At 69.7% G+C, this 21,427-nt stretch carries 23 protein-coding genes and 1 riboswitch; of the genes, 14 read left to right on the top strand and 9 right to left on the bottom strand.

The genetic code is table 11. The features are described from left to right. The first annotated feature begins 27 nt into the window (after nt 1–27). Together HNP48_RS35245 and HNP48_RS02500 are read left to right on the top strand one after the other, a co-directional pair. Nucleotides 28–156: a hypothetical protein gene (locus HNP48_RS35245; protein WP_260420056.1), complete on the top strand. Its 129-nt coding sequence runs from the start codon at nt 28–30 to the stop codon at nt 154–156. 133 nt (nt 157–289) lie between these two features. Next, on the top strand, nt 290–1,681 hold the full coding sequence (locus HNP48_RS02500) for a homoserine dehydrogenase (RefSeq protein WP_184855258.1): 1,392 nt from the start codon (nt 290–292) through the stop codon (nt 1,679–1,681). Nucleotides 1,682–1,857: 176 nt separating this feature from the next. Here the strand turns inward: HNP48_RS02500 and HNP48_RS02495 are convergent, their stop codons facing one another. Next, on the bottom strand, nt 1,858–2,496 hold the full coding sequence (locus HNP48_RS02495) for an FMN-binding negative transcriptional regulator (protein WP_184855257.1): 639 nt from the start codon (nt 2,494–2,496) through the stop codon (nt 1,858–1,860). Nucleotide 2,497: 1 nt separating this feature from the next. Further along, entirely contained in the window at nt 2,498–2,980 is a 483-nt protein-coding gene (locus HNP48_RS02490; protein ID WP_184855256.1) for an OsmC family protein, read from the bottom strand. 80 nt (nt 2,981–3,060) lie between these two features. Between HNP48_RS02490 and HNP48_RS02485 the strand changes: the two genes are divergently transcribed. Further along, nucleotides 3,061–4,506: a PLP-dependent aminotransferase family protein gene (locus HNP48_RS02485; RefSeq protein WP_311773794.1), complete on the top strand. Its 1,446-nt coding sequence runs from the start codon at nt 3,061–3,063 to the stop codon at nt 4,504–4,506. 57 nt (nt 4,507–4,563) lie between these two features. On the opposite strand, the gene HNP48_RS02480 is transcribed toward HNP48_RS02485, so the two are convergent. Beyond that, a complete protein-coding gene (locus HNP48_RS02480; RefSeq protein ID WP_260420055.1) occupies nt 4,564–5,598 on the bottom strand; it encodes an MBL fold metallo-hydrolase in 1,035 nt (344 codons plus the stop codon). A 134-nt stretch (nt 5,599–5,732) separates the two neighbouring features. Between HNP48_RS02480 and HNP48_RS02475 the strand changes: the two genes are divergently transcribed. The 5 genes from HNP48_RS02475 (at nt 5,733) to HNP48_RS02455 (ending at nt 10,354) form a co-directional block, all read left to right on the top strand. Next, the gene (locus tag HNP48_RS02475) at nt 5,733–6,374 is read left to right on the top strand and encodes a TetR/AcrR family transcriptional regulator (protein WP_184855253.1); all 642 of its coding nucleotides are present in this window, start codon (nt 5,733–5,735) and stop codon (nt 6,372–6,374) included. Between the two features lie 25 nt (nt 6,375–6,399). Continuing rightward, nucleotides 6,400–7,029 carry an alpha/beta fold hydrolase gene (locus HNP48_RS02470; RefSeq protein ID WP_184855252.1) on the top strand — a complete coding sequence of 210 codons (630 nt, stop codon included), beginning with the start codon at nt 6,400–6,402 and terminating at the stop codon, nt 7,027–7,029. A gap of 48 nt (nt 7,030–7,077) precedes the next feature. Next, nucleotides 7,078–7,647: a gamma carbonic anhydrase family protein gene (locus HNP48_RS02465; protein WP_184855251.1), complete on the top strand. Its 570-nt coding sequence runs from the start codon at nt 7,078–7,080 to the stop codon at nt 7,645–7,647. 140 nt (nt 7,648–7,787) lie between these two features. After that, the gene (locus HNP48_RS02460) at nt 7,788–9,659 is read left to right on the top strand and encodes a radical SAM protein (RefSeq protein WP_184855250.1); all 1,872 of its coding nucleotides are present in this window, start codon (nt 7,788–7,790) and stop codon (nt 9,657–9,659) included. Then, the gene (locus HNP48_RS02455) at nt 9,659–10,354 is read left to right on the top strand and encodes an HAD family phosphatase (RefSeq protein ID WP_260420054.1); all 696 of its coding nucleotides are present in this window, start codon (nt 9,659–9,661) and stop codon (nt 10,352–10,354) included. Before HNP48_RS02460 ends, HNP48_RS02455 begins: the two co-directional genes overlap by 1 nt. A gap of 278 nt (nt 10,355–10,632) precedes the next feature. On the opposite strand, the gene HNP48_RS02450 is transcribed toward HNP48_RS02455, so the two are convergent. The 5 genes from HNP48_RS02450 to HNP48_RS02430 form a co-directional block, all read right to left on the bottom strand. After that, nucleotides 10,633–10,995, bottom strand: coding sequence for a hypothetical protein (locus HNP48_RS02450; RefSeq protein ID WP_184855248.1), 363 nt, complete (start codon nt 10,993–10,995; stop codon nt 10,633–10,635). Between the two features lie 54 nt (nt 10,996–11,049). Next, on the bottom strand, nt 11,050–11,520 hold the full coding sequence (locus tag HNP48_RS02445; protein ID WP_184855247.1) for a roadblock/LC7 domain-containing protein: 471 nt from the start codon (nt 11,518–11,520) through the stop codon (nt 11,050–11,052). After that, a complete protein-coding gene (locus HNP48_RS02440; RefSeq protein ID WP_260420053.1) occupies nt 11,510–12,100 on the bottom strand; it encodes an ATP/GTP-binding protein in 591 nt (196 codons plus the stop codon). Before HNP48_RS02440 ends, HNP48_RS02445 begins: the two co-directional genes overlap by 11 nt. After that, on the bottom strand, nt 12,094–13,056 hold the full coding sequence (locus tag HNP48_RS02435; RefSeq protein WP_184855246.1) for a hypothetical protein: 963 nt from the start codon (nt 13,054–13,056) through the stop codon (nt 12,094–12,096). The genes HNP48_RS02440 and HNP48_RS02435 overlap by 7 nt, the downstream gene beginning before the upstream one ends. A gap of 199 nt (nt 13,057–13,255) precedes the next feature. After that, a riboswitch (cyclic di-GMP riboswitch) is annotated at nt 13,256–13,355 on the bottom strand. Nucleotides 13,356–13,490: 135 nt separating this feature from the next. Then, nucleotides 13,491–13,763, bottom strand: a complete 273-nt coding sequence (locus tag HNP48_RS02430) for a hypothetical protein (protein ID WP_184855245.1) — start codon at nt 13,761–13,763, stop codon at nt 13,491–13,493. A gap of 128 nt (nt 13,764–13,891) precedes the next feature. On the opposite strand from HNP48_RS02430, the gene dinG reads away from it, so the two are divergent. The 6 genes from dinG (at nt 13,892) to HNP48_RS02400 (ending at nt 19,790) form a co-directional block, all read left to right on the top strand. After that, nucleotides 13,892–16,057: an ATP-dependent DNA helicase DinG gene (gene dinG, locus HNP48_RS02425; RefSeq protein WP_184855244.1), complete on the top strand. Its 2,166-nt coding sequence runs from the start codon at nt 13,892–13,894 to the stop codon at nt 16,055–16,057. Nucleotides 16,058–16,177: 120 nt separating this feature from the next. Then, nucleotides 16,178–16,681, top strand: a complete 504-nt coding sequence (locus HNP48_RS02420) for a pyridoxamine 5'-phosphate oxidase family protein (RefSeq protein ID WP_184855243.1) — start codon at nt 16,178–16,180, stop codon at nt 16,679–16,681. A 58-nt stretch (nt 16,682–16,739) separates the two neighbouring features. Further along, nucleotides 16,740–16,979 carry a hypothetical protein gene (locus HNP48_RS02415; RefSeq protein WP_184855242.1) on the top strand — a complete coding sequence of 80 codons (240 nt, stop codon included), beginning with the start codon at nt 16,740–16,742 and terminating at the stop codon, nt 16,977–16,979. A 133-nt stretch (nt 16,980–17,112) separates the two neighbouring features. Next, the gene (locus tag HNP48_RS02410; protein WP_184855241.1) at nt 17,113–17,541 is read left to right on the top strand and encodes a CopG family transcriptional regulator; all 429 of its coding nucleotides are present in this window, start codon (nt 17,113–17,115) and stop codon (nt 17,539–17,541) included. Between the two features lie 184 nt (nt 17,542–17,725). Then, nucleotides 17,726–18,910, top strand: coding sequence for a PHB depolymerase family esterase (locus tag HNP48_RS02405; protein ID WP_184855240.1), 1,185 nt, complete (start codon nt 17,726–17,728; stop codon nt 18,908–18,910). A 109-nt stretch (nt 18,911–19,019) separates the two neighbouring features. Beyond that, nucleotides 19,020–19,790, top strand: a complete 771-nt coding sequence (locus tag HNP48_RS02400; protein ID WP_184855239.1) for a hypothetical protein — start codon at nt 19,020–19,022, stop codon at nt 19,788–19,790. 171 nt (nt 19,791–19,961) lie between these two features. Here the strand turns inward: HNP48_RS02400 and HNP48_RS02395 are convergent, their stop codons facing one another. Then, nucleotides 19,962–21,371: a serine hydrolase gene (locus HNP48_RS02395; RefSeq protein ID WP_184855238.1), complete on the bottom strand. Its 1,410-nt coding sequence runs from the start codon at nt 21,369–21,371 to the stop codon at nt 19,962–19,964. Nucleotides 21,372–21,427 lie beyond the last annotated feature (56 nt).

Here is a 21,427-nt window from a genome sequence, read left to right as displayed (position 1 = left end):
CGCAGCGAATCCGCTACACTGGTGGCCATGTCGTTCACCCAGATCCACACCGCACGTGCTGCTGCCGCCCCCATGGGCGCCTGCATGATGCTGCCTGCATTCTCGCGGGCAATGGGTGCACGAATGATTACCACCATTACCACCGCGGCCACCTGAGCACGCGCAGGTGGCCGTTCCGGCAGCCACCTGGTGATCGCTCTCTTCCTCCCCCTCGGAATGAACGAATGAAACCCAGCTCTGGCAGCTGGGTTTTTTGTTTGTTTTTTCGTTCGTTCGTCAAGGAAGCCCTATGTACCGCGATCCCGTCCAGTCCCTTCAGCCCGCACAGCACAGCATTGCCATGACCATGCCTGCTGCCACCCGCCCCCTGCGCGTGGGCATGATCGGCATTGGCACCGTGGGTGCGGGCACCTTCCGCGTGCTGGCGCGCAACCAGGCCACCATTGCGGGCCGCGCGGGGCGCGGCATCGAGGTGGTGGTGGTGGCAGCCCGCAACCTGGCGCGCGCGGCCGGTGTGGTGGGCACGGGCGTGGCGCTGACCAACGACCCCATGCAGGTCGCCACCCACCCCGAGGTGGATGTGGTGGTGGAGGCCGCAGGCGGCACCGGCCCGGCGCGCGAATGGCTGCTGGCGGCCATGGCGGCCGGCAAGCATGTGGTGACAGCCAACAAGGCGCTGCTGGCCGTGCATGGCAACGAGCTGTTTGCTGCGGCACGGGCGCACGGCGTGGCGCTGGCCTACGAAGGCGCGGTGGCCGTGAGCATCCCCATCATCAAGGCGCTGCGCGAAGGCCTCACGGCCAACCGCATCGAGTGGGTGGCGGGCATCATCAACGGCACCACCAATTTCATCCTGACCAAGATGCGCGACGAGGGCCTGGGCTTTGCCGAGGCCCTGGCCCAGGCACAGGCCCTGGGCTATGCCGAGGCCGACCCGGCCTTTGACATCGAGGGCGTGGATGCGGCGCACAAGGTGACGCTGCTGGCAGCCAATGCCTTCGGCATGCCGGTGCGCTTTGCCGACGCGCAGGTGGAGGGCATCACCGCGCTGCAGGGGCTGGACGTGGCCTGCGCCGAGCAACTGGGCTACCGCATCAAGCTGCTGGGCGTGGCGCGAAAACGGGACAACGGTGGCGTGGAACTGCGCGTGCAGCCCGCGCTGGTGCCGGCCACGCACCTGCTGGCGCATGTGAACGGCTCGATGAACGGCATCCTGGTCAAGGGCGATGCCGCCGGCGTGACCATGTACTACGGTGCGGGCGCCGGCTCGGAGCAGACCGCCTCGGCCGTGATCGCCGACCTGGTGGACGTGGCACGGCTCGACGGCACGAACGCCGCGCAGCGCGTGCCGCACCTGGGCTTCCATGCCCATGCGGTGGACGACACGATCGCCGTGCTGCCGCGCGCCGCCGTGCACACCCGCCACTACCTGCGCGTGCCCGTGCATGCAGCGCAGGACATCGAGGCCGTGGGCGCCTGGCTGGCCGCGCAGCAGGTGCCGGTGGCGCAGGTGGCGCTGGCCACCGACAAGGCCCTGCCGCCCGGCAGCGGCCCCCAGGTGCTGGTGCTGACCGATGCGGTCGCCCAGGCCACGGTGGACCTGGCCGTGCATGCGCTGGCCGCGCACAAGGCCGTGGCTGGGCCGGTGACCTCGCTGCGGGTGGAAATGCTGGACAGTTAAAGAGGGATCCGTTGGCCATGCCGCTGCGCACCGCCCGCGGGGCATAAAACTGGCACGCCCCAAGCCAGTGCCCCCGTGCAAGGGCCGCCCCGCCGCACTGGGGGCGTCCCCCTCCCGACTCGCGCAGCGAGTCGAGAGAGGGGTGAAGGCGCGAAGCGACTCAGGGGTGTTTAACTTCAGGCTGGTGCGCCCTGCCGCACCAGCGCCGCCATCGCCAGCGCGGCGGGTGTGCCCTCGGCCGTGAGGCCGGCCACCACGCCGGCGCGGTCCGTCTCGGTGCGGTTCTGGCTGACCTTCCACACGCCTTCCCAGCGCTCCACCGCGAGCTCGATGCCGACGATGGCGCGCATCATCTGCTCGATGTAGGCGGGCGGTGCGTCCTCCAGGCGCCAGGGCTCGGCGCGGTGCGACTCATGTGCCTCGCTCAGCGTGTGCAATATGGAACGCAGGGTGTCGGGGTCGTCCTTCAGTGCGGTGAGCTGGCCATGCGCATGCACGGTGGCGTAGTTCCAGGTGGGCACCTGCTTGCCATCGAGGGCCTTGGAGGGGTACCAGGTGGGCGAGATGTACGCCTGCGGCCCGTGGAAGATGGCCACGGCCGCCTGCGGCAGCAGCGGCCACACGCTGTTGGCGCGCGCCACATGGCCGACCAGGGTGCCGTGCTCGCCGCGCGTGGGGTCCAGGTACAGAGGCACGTGGTTGGCGTGCAGCGCACCTTCGTGCGTGATGACCAGCGTGGCCAGGGGCTGGGCACGCACCAGGGCCTGCAGCACGGCGGCATCGGCCACGCGGAATTGGCGGTTGGCATTGGCCATGTCAGCCCCCTTCGCTCAGTTGCAGCACGGGCGCGCAGTCGATCTGCGTCTTCACCGAGTTGGCCAGAAAGCACGAGGCATGGGCCTTGTGGTGCAGGTCATCGAGCTGCTCGGCGCTGGGTGCGTGCGCGGGGTCGAAGCGCGTGATGGGCTTGAGCTGCACATGGGTCACGACGAGCTGGCCCGCCGCGTTCTTGGCCATGGTGCCCACGGCGGCGTCGCTGTAGCTGTCGAGCCGGTAGCCCGCGCGGCTCGCATAGTCCATGAACCACAGCATGTGGCAGCTGGAGAGCGCGGCGATGTAGGCCTCCTCGGGGTCGACCGCGGCCGCGTCGGAGTAGGGCAAGGGCACGACATGGGGCGAGGACGATGCGGCCACGCTGGCGCCGCCGTCGAACTGCCAGGTGTGGGCGCGGTGGTAGCGCTTGTCGAGGAAATCGTCGCTGCCGCGTTGCCAGGTGATGGTGGCGAAATGCTCTGCCATGTGAGGGTGCTTTCTCGTGGGTGGTGCCTACAATGGTTCTTCAGTCTATGGCGATTTCAAACACCGCAAGGAGCCAATTCGTGCCTGCCGCCAGAGCCAATTCCACCACCGCCACGCTGCGCCAGCAGGTGTACGAGCAACTGCGCAGCGCCATCGAGCAGGGCAGCCTGCGTGCGGGCACGCGGCTGCCGCCCTCGCGCGAGCATGCCGCGGCACTGGGCGTGTCGCGCAACACGGTGCTGTGGGCCGTGCAGCGCCTGCAGGCCGAAGGCTATGTGGAGGCGCGCGTGGGCGACGGCACCTATGTCTCGCAGGCGGCCGCGGGTGCTGCCACCCGCAGCCAGCAGTTGGTGGCGCCGCCGCGCGGTCTGTCGCGCCGGGGCCAGCTGATTGCCGACACGGCCGCGCGCTGGAACCCGCCCGTGGCGGTGGCCCGGGCCTTCCGCATGGGTGCGCCCGAGGTGGACACGTTTCCGTACGCCGTGTGGGACCGCCTGGCCCGCCAGGCCGGCCCCGGCCAGCGCGCGGCGCGCGCCCAGTACCTGGACCCGGCCGGCGACCCGCAGCTGCGCGAGGCCGTGGCGCAGTGGCTGTGGGCCTCGCGCGGCATCCGCTGCGATGCGGCGCAGGTGGTGGTGTGCTCGGGCTCGCAGCAGGCCATCGACCTGATCGCGCGGCTGCTCTTGGACGTGGATGACGAGGTGCTGGTGGAGGACCCGGGCTACCCCGGCATCCGCGCCGCGCTGCTGGCCCACGGTGTGCTGGCCCGCCCCATGGCCATGGACGGCGAGGGCGCCTGCATTGCCGAGGCCACCGAGCGCTGGCCCGGCGCCCACATGGCCGTGGTGACGCCCACGCACCAGTACCCCACGGGTGTGCGCATGGGCCTGGCACGGCGCCAGTCGCTGCTGCAGTGGGCGCGCACGCACGATGCCTGGGTGGTGGAGGACGACTACGACGGCGAGTTCCAGTACGGCGCGCAGCGCGTGCCGGCGCTGTGCAGCCTGCCGGGGTCGGAGCGGGTGCTGTACGTGGGCACCTTCTCGAAGACGCTGCACCCCGGGCTGCGCCTGGGCTTCATCGTGGCGCCGCCGGCGCTGGTGCAGCCCTTTGCCATGGCCCGCGCCATCACCGACCGGCATGCGCCCGGCGACACCCAGGCCGTGCTCGCGCAGTTCATTGCCGAAGGCCACCTGCTGCGCCACCTGCGCCAGATGCGCGAGCTCTACCAGGCGCGCCAGCAAGCCCTGCGCGATGCGCTGGCCGAGGCCAGCGACGGCGCCCTGCAGCTGGCCGCAAGCGACCGCGGCATGCACCTGCTGTGCGAGCGCGCCCCGGGCAGCGACGACGAGGCACTGTGCCGCCAGGCCCAGGCGGCGGGGGTGATGCTGGCGCCGCTGTCGCGCTATGTGATCGCGTCCGAGCGGCGCGGCTGGCTGTTCGGCTATGCGGGCTTCGACATCGCCGAGATCACGGCGGCGGCGCGCACCGTGGGGGAATTGGCCCGGCGCTTGCCGCGCGCCTGACTAGGGCCTGTTAACCCTAATTTCGGGGTCGCGAAATTGGGGTTAACAGGCCCTGGTTCACTCCGCGCTTTTCCACCAGCTTTGCGACAGGGCGGGGTTGCGGATGTCCAGGCGCTCGCCCATCACCGGCGCCACCAGGGGCACATTGGCGGCCGCAGCCAGTTGGGTGATGCGGTCGAAGGGCTCGTGCCAGGGGTGCATGGCCAGGTCGAAGGTGCCGTTGTGGATGGGCATCATGTGGTGGCCGCGCACGTCGCGGTGGGCCTGCAGGCTTTCCTCGGGCTGCATGTGCACGTCGGGCCATTGGGCATCGTAGGCGCCGGTCTCGACCATGGTCAGGTCGAACGGGCCGTAGCGCTCGCCGATGGCCTTGAAGCCGTCGAAGTAGCCGGTGTCGCCGCTGAAGAAGATGCGCGTGTCGCCGGCCATGATGACCCACGAGGCCCACAGCGTGCGGTTGCCGTCCGACAGGCTGCGGCCCGAGAAATGCTGGGCCGGGGTGGCGACGAATTTCACGCCGCCCACGCTGGTGCCCTGCCACCAGTCGAACTGCTGCACCTTGGCGGCCGGCACGCCCCAGGCGATGAGGCGGTCACCCACGCCCAGCGGGGTGAGGAAATGCTCGACCTTGGGTGCGAGCTTCTGGATGGCGTCGAAGTCCAGGTGGTCGTAGTGGTCGTGCGAGAGCACCACGCCGGTGATGGGGGGCAGCTCGTCGATGGTGAGCGGCGGCGCGTGGAAGCGCTTGGGCCCGGCGAACTGGAAGGGCGAGGCGCGATCGGAGAACACCGGGTCGGTGAGCCAGTATTTGCCGTCGAGCTTGAGCAGCATGGTCGAATGGCCCAGGCGCCACAGGCTCTGGTCGGGCGCGGCCAGCACATCGGCCTGGGTGAGCGGCTCGACCTCGATGGGCTTGGTCGGCACGGTGTTGGCCGGCTTCTCGGTGGCAAAGCGCCAGAAGATGGCCACGGTCTTGAGGAAGCCCGGGGCCTGGCGCGGCGTGGCGTTGCGGAACTTGCCGTCCTGGTACTGGGGCGAGGCCTCGTACGCGCCCGAGGGCAGGGTGGCACAGGAAATGATGCTGTAGGCCATGGCGGTGATTGCGGTGAGGATGAGGAGGATTCGGGGCACGCGGCGGAACATGGGGACTGCCTTTTCTGAAAAGTGCACTGCACAGTGTAGTGTTGTTTCTGAAAAAGTAAACTACCCGGTGTAAAATTTCTCCTATGCACCCGATAGCCCCCACCGCCGCCCCGACACGCCTGACCGACCGCAAGCGCGAGGCCATCGTGCAGGCCGCGATTGCGGAGTTCCGCGAGAACGGCTTTGCCGGCACCAGCATGGACCGCGTGGCCGCCGCGGCCGATGTCTCCAAGCGCACGGTGTACAACCACTTCCCGAGCAAGGACGAGCTGTTCGAGGCCATCCTGGCCCAGATGTGGGAGCGCAGCCATGCCCAGGCCGAGATCCCCTACGACGCCGGCAGCCCGCTGCGCCCGCAACTGCTGGCGGTGCTGGAGCAGAAGATGCAGATGCTGGACGACGCGAGCTTCATCGACCTCTCGCGCGTGGCCATGGCCGAGCTGATGCACACGCCCGAGCGCGCCCGCGCCCTGGTGGACCGCCTGTCCGAAAAGGAAGAGGGCTTGCCGCAGTGGCTGCGCGCCGCCCAGCAGGACGGCCGCCTGCGCGCCGGGGTGGACGCGCAGTACGCGGCCCACCAGCTGCATGGCCTGGTCAAATCCTTCGCCTTCTGGCCGCAACTGGCCATGGGCCAGCCGCCGCTGGCGCCCGCGCTGCGCCAGCAGGTGCTGGAGGATGCGGTGGACATGTTCCTGGGCTTCTACGCCGTCGCCGCGCCGGCCTGAAGCACGCGGCGTATGCTGCCGGCCCATGGCACAGCAGCACGCACAACCACCCTCCCAGATCCTCTTTCTCCCGGGCGTCGGTGGCGACCCGCAGTTCTGGCAGCCCGTGTCCGGCCTGCTGGAGCACCCGGCCACGCGCCGGCTGATGGGCTGGCCCGGCTTCGGCCCGGTGCCGGCCGACCCTGCGGTGCGCGGGATGGCAGACCTGGTGGCGCGGGTGGTGGATGCCATCGACCAGCCCACCGCACTGGTCGCCCAGTCCATGGGCGGCATCGTGGCCGTCCAGGCCGCGCTGCGCTGCGCTGATCGGGTCACCCACCTGGTGCTCACCGCCACCTCCGGCGGCGTGGACATGGCCGCCCATGGCGCGCAGGACTGGCGCCCGGCCTTTGCCCAGGCCCACCCCACGGTGCCGCCCTGGTTCGCGGACTACCGCGAGGACCTGAGCGGTGCCCTTGCGACGCTGGCCGTGCCCACGCTGCTGCTGTGGGGCGATGCCGACCCGATCAGCCCCGTGGCCGTGGGCGAGCACCTGCAGGCGCTGCTGCCCCAGAGCCGGCTGCACGTGGTGCCCGGCGGGGCGCATGACCTCGCGAACCGGCATGCGGCGCAGGTGGCTCCGCTGATCGCAGCCCACCTGGGGGGCAGCGCCTGACTTTGCACTACGCTCGGCGCTTTGCAATCCCCGAGCCCCACGAACCCCATGCCCACCGCCCCCTACCTCGATACCGCACCCGTGCTCGGCACGGGCGTCTTCCTCCACGCTTCCGCCCAGGTGATTGGCGACGTCACCCTGGGCAAGGACGCCTCGGTCTGGTGCAACGCCGTGCTGCGCGGCGATGTGAACCGCATCGTGGTGGGCGAGGCCAGCAATGTGCAGGACCTGACCATGGGCCATGTCTCGCACCGCAATGCCAGCAAGCCCGAGGGCTCGCCGCTCATCATCGGCAGCCACGTGACCATCGGCCATTCGGTGATCCTGCATGGCTGCCGCATCGGCAACGAATGTTTGATCGGCATGGGCTCCATCGTGATGGACGACGCCGTCATCGGCGACCGCGTGATGCTGGGCGCCGGCAGCCTGGTCTCGCCCGGCAAGGTGCTGGAAAGCGGCTACCTCTACATCGGCCGGCCCGCGGTGCGCCAGCGCGCGCTGACCGACCAGGAGATCGCCTACCTGCGCTATTCGGCCGAGCACTATGTGCGCGTGAAGAACAACTACCTGGCGGGCACGCCCGAGGCGGTGGTGGAGCCGCCGGCCCCGCCGATGTAAGGCCGGCGCGCCCACCGGATAAGGGCCAGGCGGGATAATCGGGCACTTCCACGATTCCCCTTGAGGCGGCACTGCATCGCCCGTCCGCCCCCACCATGTCCGCCGCACCGCCGCTTCGCGTCCTGTCCGTCATCCCGCCGATGACGCAGCTGAACACGCCCTATCCATCGACCGCCTACCTCACGGGCTTTCTGCGCTCGCGCGGCATCACGGCGGTGCAGGAGGACCTGGCGCTGGCCCTGGTGCTGCAGCTGCTCTCGCCCGAGGGCCTGCGCGCCGTGGCGGCCAAGGTGGATGCGCTGCCCGCAAAGAAGCACAGCCCGGCGGTGCAAGCCTTCGTGGCGCAGCGCGAGCGGTACTTCGCCACCATCGCGCCCACCATCGCCTTTCTGCAGGGGCGCGACACCACGCTCGCGCACCGCATCGTGGGCCGCAGCTTTCTGCCCGAGGGGCCGCGCTTCGAGTCGCTCGACGTGTACGTGGACGACGAGGGCGGCGACCCGCTGGGCTGGGCCTTCGGCGCCCTGGGCCTGCACGACCGGGCCAAGCACCTGGCCACGCTGTACCTCAACGACCTGGCCGATGTGCTGCGCGACGCGGTGGACCCCCGCTTCGAGTTCGTGCGCTATGCCGAGTCGCTCGCGGGCAGCCAGCCCACCTTCGACCCGCTGGCCGAGGCCTTGGCCGCGCCCCTGAACCTGGTGGACGAGACCCTGCGCACGCTGGCGCTGGCCGCGGTGGAGCGCCATGCGCCCACGGTGGTGCTGCTGTCCGTGCCCTTCCCCGGCGCGGTGTACGCGGCCTTTCGCATCGCCCAGGCGATCAAGGCCGTGCACCCGCACATCGTCACCGTGCTGGGCGGCGGCTTCGTGAACACCGAGCTGCGCGAGCTGGCCGAGCCGCGCGTGTTCGACCACTTCGACTACGTGGCGCTGGACGCGGGCGAACGCCCGCTGCTGGCGCTGCTGGAACATGTGCAAGGCCAGCGCGGGCGCCAGCGCCTGGTGCGCACCTTTGTGCGCGAGGCCGACACGGGTGCGGTGCGTTACATCAACATGCAGGAGGCGGACATCGCCTTTGCCGAGGTGGGCACGCCCACCTGGGACGGGCTGCCGCTCGACAAATACCTGTCGCTCCTGGACATGCTCAACCCCATGCACCGGCTGTGGAGCGACGGGCGCTGGAACAAGCTCACCGTGGCGCACGGCTGCTACTGGAAGAAGTGCAGCTTCTGCGACGTGAGCCTCGATTACATCAGCCGCTACGAGGGCGCTTCGGCCAGCACCCTGGCCGACCGCATCGACACCATCGTGCGCGAGACCGGGCAGACGGGCTTCCACTTCGTGGACGAGGCGGCCCCGCCCAAGGCGCTCAAGGCCCTGGCCACCGAGCTGATCGCGCGCAACACCGGCATCTCGTGGTGGGGCAACATCCGCTTCGAGAAGACCTTCACGCCCGAACTGGCAGAACTGATGGCCGACAGTGGCTGCATCGCCATCTCGGGCGGGCTGGAGGTGGCCTCCGACCGGCTGCTGAATCTGATGAAAAAGGGTGTCTCGGTGGACCAGGTGGCGCGCGTGACGCGGGCCTTCACCGACGCGGGCATCCTCGTGCATGCCTACCTGATGTACGGCTTTCCCACGCAGACCGTGCAGGACACGGTGGACGCACTCGAGTACGTGCGCCAGCTGTTCGCCAACGGCTGCATCCAGAGCGGCTTCTTCCACCGCTTTGCCTGCACCGTGCACTCGCCCGTGGGCCAGAGCCCCGAGGAATACGGCGTGACGCTGGCACCGCTGCCGCCCGGGGACTTCGCCAAGAACGATGTGGCCTTCATCGACCCCACGGGCGTGGACCATGACGCGCTGGGCGCCGGCCTGAAGAAGGCCATCTACAACTACATGCACGGTATCGGCCTCGAAGAGGACGTGCGCAGCTGGTTCCCCTTCAAGGTGCCCAAGACCACCGTGCGGCGCGACCGCATCGAGCGGGCGTTGCAGCAACGGGGATGATGCCCTTGCCCCCCTTCGCCGCCGCCATCTTCGACATGGACGGCCTGCTCATCGATTCCGAACGCGCCACCTTGCGCGCCTGGACCGAGGCGGCCCTCGCACTCGGCGTGGTGCTGCACGAGAGCGACTACCTGCAGGTGGTGGGCAAGGCGGCGCAGGATTCGCATGCCATTTTGCAAAGGCACCTGGGCGGCGCGGCGCCGTTCGAGCAGGCCATGGCGGCCGTGCGGGCGGCGCTGGAGGAAGGGGAGGGCCGGGAGCTGCGGTTCCCGCTCAAGCCCGGCGCGGCGGCGCTGCTGGCGCAATTGCAGGCCGCAGGCATTCCGTGTGCGGTGGCGTCATCGTCGCGCACCGACGAAATCGCCCACCGCCTGGCGCGCGTGGGCGTGCTGCCGCACTTTGCGGCGGTGGCCGGTGGCAACGAGGTGCTGCGCGGCAAACCCGACCCGGCGCTCTATGCGCTGGCGGCTGCGCGGCTGGGCGTGGACCCGGACCGCTGCCTGGCCTTCGAGGACAGCCACAACGGCGCCTGCGCGGCGCTGGCCGCGGGCATGGGCCTGGTGGTCGTACCCGACCTGCTGCAGCCCGCGCCCGAAGTGGCGCAGTCCTGCTTGGCGGTGCTGGGCTCGCTGCAAGAGGCCCTGCCTCGCGTGCCGCAGTGGTTTGCGTCCACGGTACCCAGGGACAGCCGCTAACGCTCATGCGGATTTGCCTTTAACCGAAAGCGATTGCTGGTTCGCATTGCCGTGCTACAGCACTGTCTGCGGCTTCCCGCCTCGCTATACGATCAAATGCAGATCCGTATCCGTTGTTGATGGAGCTGCGCGCCACCCCACGACGCATGAAACTGGCGCGGCCGAGGCCAGTGCCCCCGCGCAAGGGCCGCCCCGCCGCGCTGGGGGCGTCCCCCTCCCGGCTCGCGAAGCGAGACGAGAGAGGGGGAAGGCGCGAAGCGACTCAGGGGGTGTTCACTTCAGATAGCGGTCTGCGACTCGGCTTCGAGCACCTTGCGGCGGGCCATGGCCAGGTTGGCGCGGCTGCGGTCGAGCACGTAGTAGATGAACAGGCCGTCGTGCTTCTCCACAGGGCGGATGATGTGGTACTGGTGGGTCAGGGTGATCAGGATGTCCTCGATGGTGCCCTGCATGCCCAGCGACTTCATGGTCTTCATCTTGGCACGCACGACCTCGGTGTTGCCGGCGGCCGCCAGTTCCAGGTCCATGCCACTGCCCACGGATTCGAGCAGCATGCCGCTGTTGTAGTCCACCAGCGCGGCGCACATGGCGCCCTCGGTCTGCATGAGCTGGTTCAGGAGTTCTTTGGGGGTCATTGCCATGGCGTGGTCTCCGGTGGTGGTGGAACAAGGGAACGGGAACGGCAAAACAAGGGATCAGCCCGGCTGCGGCGCCGCGGCGCAGGCGGCAACCACCTGGTCGGCGGTGTTGCGGCAACTCCAGAGCAGCTTGCCCAGCAGCGAGGATTCGTTGGTGACCACGGTGAGCACCAGGTCGCCCGAGGCCACCGGCACGTTCATCGAGACGATGTGGCCGCTGCCCGATTCGAGGATCAGGCGCTCGGGCGCGCTGTGGCCGGCCTCGCGCGTCATGGCCCCGGCCAGCGCGCTCAGCGAGCCGGACATGGCCGAGAGCTTGTCGGCGTCCTGGCTGTCCGAGAGCGTGGAGGCCACGGTGAAGCCATCGGCGCTGGCCAGCGTGGCGCTCAGGATGCCCGGGGTGCCGCGCTGCAGTTCGCCCAGCAGTTCGGCCAGGCGCGCAATGGTCACCAGGCGCAAGGACGCCTGAACCGCCGGGGCGGCAGAAGGAACGCCGGTGGAACTGTCGCTGCTGCTGCTACTGCTCATGTTCGATCTCCGCCATGCTCACCAGGACCGACAGCAGAAGGCGCACGTCGGCATCGCGCCGCACGTCCACCTCCAGCACCGGGGGGTTGTAGCCCAGGGCGCCGAGCTGCTCGCAGTAGTCGGCGATGCCGGGCGCCGGATGTGTGTCGAGCCGGCCCACGCCGACCACGGTGCGCCGCGTGGGCACGTGGGGCGCAAAGGCCTTGAGGTAGCGCGCCACCTCGCCCACGGGGTCGCTCTGCGAGTTGTCGGCCAGCACGATGAGGCCGAAGGCCCCCGCGCCCAGGATGTCCCACATGAAGCGAAAGCGCTCCTGCCCCGGCGTGCCGAAGAGCTTGAGCTTCCACTGGCCGCCGTCCATCTGGCATTCGCCGTAGTCCAGGCCCACGGTGGTCATGGTCTTGCCGGGCATGGGCAGCTCGGCCCAGCCGGTGATGGGCACGTCGGTGGACAGGGCCTGGCCATCGCTGATGGCCTGGATCGCGGTGGTCTTGCCGGCGCCCATGGGGCCGGTGAAGACGATCTTGAGATCGCGGGAAGTGCCTGCGAACACCGCAGGCCCGGTGGAAGGCATCACCATAGCTTGAGCCGTTCTCGCAGGTTGCCGAGCCAGCCTGCGGGCGCAGCGGCCGGGACGGGGGTTTTGGCCGCGGCCACGGGTGCGGGCGTTGCCACGGCGGTAGCGGCGGGCGCCGCAGGCGCGCTCTCCTCCACCGCCAGGCCCAGGGCCAGGCTGGCTTCGAGGAACCAGCGCACCGTGGCCTCGGGCACGCCGCTCTTGGCGCACAGCTGCTCGCAACTCAGGGCCCGGCTGGTGAGCAACGCCGCCAGGCGGGGGTGGCCGGCCGCCGACAGGCCGATGGCATCGGGCCAGCGCAGCAGCCGGTACCAGCCGGGGCGGGCAGGGGCGCCCGCGCGGGTCTCGGCCAGGCGCATGGCCAGGCTCCACAGCAGGTGGCGCAGGCTGTGCGAGGGCATGGACCCGATGAGCGCCTCTTCGACCGGGCTCACACGGTGCGGCTCGCCCAGGGTGTAGGCGCCCGAGAGCAGCGCATCCATGGACATGGAGGTGTGCACGAGCTGCTGCACGAAGTCGAACACGATCTGCTGGCCCCCGCTGATGGGCACCACGGCCCGGCGGCGTTCGGCGACACGGGTGCGCTCGGCAAGCAGATCGAACATGGCCCGCAGGCCCTGGACCGGGTCGAACTGCGAGGCCCCGTGCACCCGCTGGGTCGCCGACTGCAGCACGGCGATGACATTGGTCATGCGCAGCGGGGTGGAGACGGTGAGGTCGGCCGTGGCCTCGGGCAGGGCGCCGGCATCTTCGGGGTGCAGCACGCGCACGGTGATGCAGGGGGCATGGAAGCGGTAGGGCCAGCTGCCGGGCACGAAGACCACGTTGCACTCGGCCAGCTGCTCGCTGAAGCGTGCGCGGACATTGACGCCGCCGTCCAGCAGGCGCACCAACGCGCGCAGCACCATCTGGTCCTTCTGCGCGATGTCCTGCGTACCGATGACCAAGCCGTCGCCCATAGTTCAAGCCCCCTGTGCAGGATGGCGCCCTGGAAGGCGGCCATGGAAGGCCCGGCCCGCGCTCGAAGCAGGAAGAACAGGAACAGGAACGGCGGCGAGTGCGGGACCGTGGCGGTGTTGCATCGCTGGAGGCAGCCTCGTGGTTGTAGGTAGGCGACAACAACTGAGACGGCGGCTCCCCTGAGCAACCCTGGATCAACGTGGCAGTCCCGCCGTCCTGGGCCCGGGAACTGCTTCCAGGGCCGGTAGACCGGTGACTTTGCGGACCCGGCTTTCGCACGGGGGTGCCGTTTCAGTGCTTTTCAGTATAGGGGAATGGGTTGCGCTGGCAACCATTAGATTGGCGCCCCCAGCAACGCGCCTGCATCCGGCGCAAGCCAGGGGTGTTGTTCTGGCGCACACCGGCAGGGCAGGCGGCCCCGGGTGGGCCCCGGCTACTTCTGCTTCTGGTAGGCCCTGCCGGCCGGGGGCCCGCGGTCGGTGTCCTGCAGGCCGCGCTGCACGTCGCGGTAGGCCTGCTGCACCTGCGCGTCGGGCTGGCCATGGGTCATGTCCACCGACTGGTCGCGTTCATGGGGGAGCTTGGGATGTTGCTCCTCAGAGGTGTTCGTGGCCGCCGCTGCGCCGCTTGGGGAGGTGCTGGCGGTCTGGCGCCGGGTGGTGTCCACCGAGGCGGGGGTCGTGCGGGGTTCGGCGCTCGTGGTCATGGGAATCTCCTGGGCCGCGCCATGGGGCGCGTGTACAGCCCCATGGTAGGCAGGCGCCAGGGGCCGCCGTGTAGGCCCATGCCCTCAAAAATACTGTATGCCCAACCATATGCCACACTCTCGTTCTTATGTCTTCAGCAGAGTGGGCCCAGGCGGCCCTGCAGTCGTTCGATGCGGTGGTGCAGGCCACCCCGGGGTTCCGCAGCCGCGGGGGGCAGCGGCGCATGGCCGAGCAGGTGGCCCACACCTTCAGCCACGCCACGCTGGGCAAGGTGGACGAGGAGGCGGGCGAGGCCGCGCCCACGCGCTCGATTGCCGTGATCCAGGCCGGCACGGGCGTGGGCAAGTCCCTGGCCTACTGCGCACCGGCGATCGCCATGGCGCTGTCGCGCGGCACGCGCGTGCTGATCTCCACCGCCACGGTGGCGCTACAAGAGCAATTGGTGCACAAGGACCTGCCGGCCCTGGCCAAGCTGCTGCCCCAGCCCTTCAAGTTCTCCCTGGCCAAGGGGCGCGGGCGCTATGTCTGCAAACTCAAGCTCGACCGGCTGGCCGGCACCGGGGAGGCCAGCGAAGACCCGATGGAGGACGATCTGTTCGCCGAGGAGGAGGCGGCCGCGCGCGCCAAGCGCCCGCGCCAGGAGACCGAGGCGCGCATCCAGTTCTACTCGGCCATGTCGCAGACCCTGGCCCAGGGCGCCTGGGACGGCGACCGCGACAGCCTGGACACGCCGCCCGAGCCCGAGGTCTGGAGCGCCGTGGCGGCCGAGGGCGCCTCGTGCACGGGCAAGCACTGCCCGGCCTTCAGCCAGTGCACCTACTACGACAAGCGCAAGGAGCTGGTGGGTGCGCAGGTGATCGTGGCCAACCACGACCTGCTGCTGTCCTCGCTGGGCGCGCGCGTGCTGCCCGAGCTGGACAACTGCCTCTTGGTGCTCGACGAGGCCCACCACCTGCCTGCGACCGCGCTGGACCAGTTCTCGTGCAGCATGGACCTGAGCCGCCTGACCTGGATCGAGCGCCTGGCCAGCCGGGGCCTGCGCATCGGTGCGCTGCTGGAGGTCGAGGAGATCGCCGACATCCCCAAGCATTCGGGCCAGTTGCGCCAGACCCTGCAGGACCTGGCGCGCATCGTGATGGACGTGTACGGCCCCGCCCTCAAGAGCCAGAGGGACACCTGGGGCCCGGCGCGCGTGCGCGTGCCGCGCGGTGAGTTGCCCGAGCCGCTGCTCGCGCCACTCGGCCTGCTTTCGGCCAGCGCCGAGGGCTTTCTCGAAGCGCTGCGCGCCATCTCCAAGGCACTGCGCGCCGAGATGCGCGACAAGCCCGACGAGGCGCGCCGCCTGTCCACGCTGTATGCGCAGATCGGCATGCTGGCGCCGCGCCTGGAAGAACTGCACACCACCGCCCAGCTGCTGCTGCAGGACGCGCCCGAGGGCGCAGTGCCGGCGGCCAAGTGGTTCACGCTGGAGGTGGAGGGCGACTTCATCGTCGTCAAGGCGCATGCCAGCCCCATATTGCCGGGCACCACCTTGCGCAACCACCTGTGGAGCGCGGTGCGCGGCGCGGTGCTGACCTCGGCCACGCTCACGAGCTGCGGGCATTTCGAGTTCTTTCTGCGCGAGTCGGGCCTGCACGGCGATGCAGCGGCCACCACGCTGGAGGTGCCGAGCCCCTTCGACTATGCCGCACAGGGCACGCTGATCGCGGCCGAGACGCGCGCCGACCCCAAGAATGCCGCGCAGTTCACGGCCGAGATGGTCGAAGCGCTGCTCTACGACATCGCCAACGTGGAATACGGTGCGCTGGTGCTGTTCACCTCGCGCGAGCAGATGCGCCAGGCCGTCGATGCCCTGCCCACCGCCATGCGCAATGTGGTGCTGGTGCAGAACGCGCTGCCGCGCACGCAGCTGCTCAAGCGCCACCGCGAGCGCGTGGCCGACGGCCTGCCCTCGGTGATCTTCGGCATGCAGTCCTTCGGCGAGGGGCTGGACCTGCCGGGGCGGCTGTGCGAGTCGGTGTTCATCACCAAGCTGCCGTTTGCCCCGCCCGACGACCCCGTGGGCGAGGCCCGCGCCGAATGGCTGCGCGCCGTGGGGCGCGACCCGTTCAGCGAGCTGGTGGTGCCGGCCACCGCGATCCGCCTGGCCCAGTGGGTGGGCCGCGCCATCCGCACCGAGGAAGACCAGGCCCATGTGTACTGCTACGACAAGCGGCTCATGAACACCTCGTACGGCCAACGCCTGCTCAAGGGCCTGCCGCCGTTTGCGCTGGAGCAACGCAAGCCACGCTGACCCCGCGCACCCTGTCGGACAAACGCCCTCCGCAAGCCGGGCCGGACACCGACGCCTCGGGGCTGCCCCACGGCCTACAGTGAATTTTTACCGATTCACCCATCCGCTGGAGGCACCCCCATGCAACACGACACCCCCGCCCGCGAGACGCTGTGGAAGCTGATCAAGGACATCCGATTCGGCATGCTCACGCACCGCCACGCCAACGGCATGCTGCACGCGCACCCGCTGACCACGCAGAACCGCAGCATCGACCAGCAGTCGCTGCTGTACTTCTTCATTCCGCGCAACGGGGAACTCTATGGCCGCCTGCTGACCGATGGCCAGGTGAACGTCTCCTATGCCGACCCGGGCGCTGACAGCTATGTCTCGCTGTCGGGCCAGGCCAGTTTCGTGGAAGACCTGGCGCAAAAGGAGGCGCTGTGGTCGCCCATGGCCAAGGCCTGGTTTCCCGAAGGCCCCACCGACCCCAACCTGGCGCTGCTGGCCGTGCGCATCGGCCATGCCGAGTACTGGGACGTCAAGGAAAGCAAGATGGTGCAGCTGTTCAAGATGGCCAAGGCCGCCCTCACGGGCGAGCAGCCGCGAGAACTGGGCGAGCACAAGGAACTCACGCTGTCCTGAGCGCCAGCGGCTTTCCGCCGCCCATCCCCCGAAATCCCCCGAACCCCAGGAGATCCCCATGAGCAGCAAGGAACGCAGGAACGAAGAACCCGACAACAGCGCCGACCCGGACACCGGCAAGGTGGCCCATGCCCACAACAGCACGGGCGACAAGGCCGCCACCCAGACCAACCAGGGCCGCCGCACGCCCGAGAGCCGCGGCGACCGCGACACCCACCTGGGCAGCGGCAACCAGGGCCAATCGCGCCAGGGCGGCGCCGGCAGCAGCAGCGGCGGCGGCAGCCGTGGAGCGGGCTGACCAGGCCGCACGGGCCATGCACCAGAAAGGGCCCCTTGGGCTCTTTCTTTTTTCGCGCCCAGGCCTTGAAAACGGCATTTCACCATCCAAATACCATCCATATGGATGGCACAATGCAGCCCAAAGGGATACCATGACCCCCATTTCCAGCACCCCTCCGGCCTTGCGCAGCAAGGTCCCCGATTCGGAGAAGATCACCATCAACCTCGGCTATGTGGACCTGGGGCACATCGATCTGCTCGTATCGGAGGGCTTTTATGCCAACCGCACGGACTTCATCCGCACGGCCATCCGCAACCAGCTGAGCACCCAGAACGAGGCCGTGCGCCAGGTGGTGGCACGCAAGATGCTGGTGCTGGGCCTGCAGCGCTTTGGCCGCACCGACCTGGAGACCGTGCAGGCGGCAGGCCAGCAGCTGGAGATCCGCGTGCTGGGACTGGCCAGCATCGAGGACGACGTGACGCCCGAGCTGGCGCAGGCCACGATCGCCTCGGTCACGGTGCTGGGCGCCTTCCATGCCAGCGCGGCGGTCAAGGCGGCACTGGCGGGCCGCATCGGCTGAGACAAGCGCCTCCCACCGTGGCGCGGTGCCCAGCGCACCACAACGGCGACCTTTTGCTCCTTCCATTCCAGACCGGCCCCTTCGAGCGGCGGCATCCCGAGACAAAAACCGACGGCACCGGCCGCCCCAGGGCGCCGGCGCCATGACCGGCGCATGCCCTGCCCGCAGACCCAAGGACCTTCCCATGGACTGGAACGCCAACCTCAAGCAATTCCTCGGCAACGCCACCGACCTGGTGCGCAAGGGCCAGCTGGCCGATGCCACGCGCGCCATCCAGCAGGCCCTGGGTGGTGTCCCGCTGCGCGAAGCCCGGGCACCTGCCGCGCCGGCACCCACCCCGGCCGCAGCACCATCGGGCCCGAGCTGGCGCAACGGCTATGCGCAGGCCGATATCGAAGACGCCACCGTGATCCTCGACCGGGTGGAGGAGGGGCCCCTGGGCGCGCAGCCACCCCAGCCCGCTCCGGCGCACAATGCCGAGGCACCGGGCAGCTTCCGCCGCGTGGCCTTTGCACGGGCCGGCGCGCCCCAGGACCACTACCACCTGTATGTGCCGCCGGGTGCCAGCACCGCCGCCGGTCCCTTGCCCCTGGTGCTGATGCTGCACGGCTGCACCCAGAACCCCGAGGACTTCGCCACCGGCACGGGCATGAACCACGCAGCAGCGCGCGAGCGTGCCCTGGTGCTTTACCCCGCCCAGTCCGGCCAGGCCAACCCCAAGGCCTGCTGGAACTGGTTCCAGCCCCAGGACCAGCGGCGCGGCAGCGGCGAGCCCGCCACGCTGGTGGCCATGGTGCGCGAGGTGATGGCGCGCCACCCGGTGGACGCACGCCGGGTGTATGTGGCGGGCCTGTCGGCCGGCGGTGCCATGGCGGCCCTGCTGGCGCGCGAATACCCCGATGTGTTTGCCGCCGTGGGCGTGCACTCGGGCCTGGCGGCCGGTGCCGCCCAGAACGTGATGGCCGCGCTCTCGGCCATGAAGACCGGCGCCAAGCCCGCCAGCACCAGCCCTTTTGCGCCGGTGCCCCCCATCGTGCGGCTGGAGCAGGCGCCGCCGCTGATCGTCTTCCACGGCGATGCCGATGCCACCGTGCACCCGCGCAATGGCGAGCAGCTCATCGAAGCGGCGCTGGCCGGGGCGCCCGAAGGCGCGGTGCCGTCCGTCAGCACCGGGCGGTCGGCCCAGGGCCAGGCCTATACGCGCACCGTGTACCAGGGCGGCGGCGCCACACTGGCCGAGCACTGGGTGCTGCATGGCGCCGGCCACGCCTGGGCCGGCGGCGATGCGCGCGGCAGCCACACCGATCCGCAGGGAATCTCGGCCACCGAGGCCATGCTGCGCTTCTTCCTCGCGCATTCCCGCAGTTGATACCGCAGCGCGCGCCACCATAATCCGGCCCCGGGACCACCCGCGCCGCCCATTGCAGCGACAGCCAGTACACACAAGGCGCGGTACCAACCAAGGGAGAGGGGAAATCATGGAGAACGTCTACATCACCATCGCGGGGCTGGTGGCCATCGGCCTGGTGGTCTATTTTTGGCGGCGCGCCCGGCGCCAGGACAACACGCGCACCGACCTGAAGATCACCGGCGTGCGCATCAACCCGCCCTCGGGCAGCGTACTGCCCGCCAACACCCCCATCACCGTGACCCTGGACTACCGCTACACGGCGCCCCGCGAGCCACTGCATATCTGGGTGAAGATCCTCGATACCACCTACGACTCGATCTACGAGGGCTCGCGCGACAGCCTGGAACCCGGCAAGGGCCAGGTCAGCCGCCGCGTGCACCTGACGCAGGCCGGCACCGTGCGCGAGCTCTTCATCGTCGCCAAGAACCAGGAGTTCGTGGAGGTGTTCAACCAGCCGCTGGCCGTGGACTTCACCTACGAAGCCGACGACGAGGCCGACGAGGAATGGCTGAACGACGGCCGGGGCTCGGAGATCACCGGCGTCAAGGTGTCCATTCCCTCGCCGGCCGTGGTCCAGGCCGGCACGCGCATCGACGTGGACCTTTCCTACGCAATCAACACCGAAGAGGGCCTCGATATCTGGGTCATCCCCGAGACCGAGGCCAACATGACCTACGAAGGCACCACGGGCCGGCAGGCGGGCACGGGGGTCGTGTCCAAGCATTTCACCGTGATCGACCCCGGCAAGCTCAGCAGCGTCCGGCTGGTGATGAAGAACGCCGCCAGCCAGACGGTCTACGAGCTGCGCGTACCCGTGGACTACACCTACACCGCATGAAGGAACACCCCCTGAGTCGCTTCGCGCCTTCACCCCTCTCTCGACTCGCTGCGCGAGTCGGGAGGGGGACGCCCCCAGCGCGGCGGGGCGGCCCTTGCGCGGGGGCACTGGCCTTGGCCGCGCCAGTTTCATGCGTATGTGTCTCAGGTGGCGCGCGCAAATCCGTATGAGTCAGGCCTTGCGGCCGGGCCGGGTCTTGCGGTAGCGCTGCGTGGCCTCGGCCACCAGGACATCGCGGGGCACCAGCTTGGCACCGCCAGTCCACAGCTCCACGGGCGTGCCCTCGGCGTCGCGCACCCGGCGCACGGCCTGGCCGGTGCTGTAGTAGCCCGAGGTCTTTTTCAGCAGCGCCGTGTCCTTGCCGGTCACCGTGAGCTCCGTGGTCGCCGCATGGAAGGGCACGGCCATGGCCGGCGCCACCTGGCACACCACCTGGCCCATGGGCACGAAGTCGTTGGCGCCCCAGATGCTCCACCAGCGGCCGGCCCAGGACACCTCCTTGCGGCCGGGGGCGCCATGCTGCTGGAACGCGAAGAGGGTGCCGGCGATGCCGTCCACCCAGGGGTAGGCCAGGCCGTCCTGCGCGTTGGTGAGCACGCTGATGGTGAGGTCCAGCGCCGGGAAGCGCGCCGTGCGCGAGATGAAGCCCTGCAGGCCGCCGGTGTGGCCCGCCCATTCGCGCGGACCGGGCGCGCTGACCATGGTGCCCAGGCCGTAGTGCGACTCCAGCAGGCTGTGCGGATCGCGCCAGCGGCGCTGCGCCATCTCGCGCCGGCTGGCGCGCGAGAGGATGCTCTTTTCGCTCTCGGGTGCCAGTTGCGAGAAGAAGCGCGCCACGTCCGATGCCGTGGCCACGAAGCCTGCGGCCGGAGCGATGGCGTTGCAGGCGTTGTCGCCCGGCACGACCAGGCGCTGGCCGAACGGGAACTCGCTGGTATGGCCCGAGGCCAGGGGCGCCTTCTTGGGCAGGCTCGGCATGTCGGGCGCGGTTTCGGTGAGGCCGGCGGCCTCGACCACATGGCGCGCCATCCAGCGGGCGTAGTCCATGCCCGTGACTTCTTCCACCATCAGCCCGAGCAGGCCGTAGCCGTGGTTCGAATACTTGAGCTGCAGGCCCGCTTCCATCGGGGGCTTCTCGCGCAGGTCGGCGCGCAGCTCCTCGCGCGACAGGTAGGGCCTGCGGTCCTGGAACTGGCCGTCGTCCGGGCCGTCGCGCGTCACGCCCCCGCCGTGCGAAAGCAGCTCGCCGATACGCACCCCCGCCAGGTCTTTGTGCAGGCCCGAGACGTAGCGGCCGATGGGGTCGTCCAGGCCGAGCTTGCCCTGCTCGCGCAGCAGCATCACCCCGGCCGCGGTGAAGGTCTTGGAGTGCGAGGCGATGCGCAGCCGGTGCCGCGGGGTCAGGGGCTTGCCGGTGCGCAGATCGGCCGCGCCCAGGGCGAATTCGGCCACGGTCTTGCCACCGCGCGCAATCGCCACGGAACAACCGGGCTGGCGCTGGTATTCGAGCTGGAAGCCCAGCCACTGCGGAAGGTAGTCGAGTGCGGCCTGGATCCAGCGCGTTTCGGCACGGTTGCTCATGGGGTGTGCGTCGTCAGAGTGGTGCGGCCTGGCAGTGTAGGGTGCCCAGGCGCCGA

Origin of the sequence: Acidovorax soli, from assembly GCF_014207955.1 — a bacterium.
In the GTDB taxonomy this organism is placed as follows: domain Bacteria; phylum Pseudomonadota; class Gammaproteobacteria; order Burkholderiales; family Burkholderiaceae_C; genus Acidovorax; species Acidovorax soli_A.
Note: the sequence above shows the minus strand (reverse complement) of the source record. Positions and strands in the feature narration are given on the sequence as shown.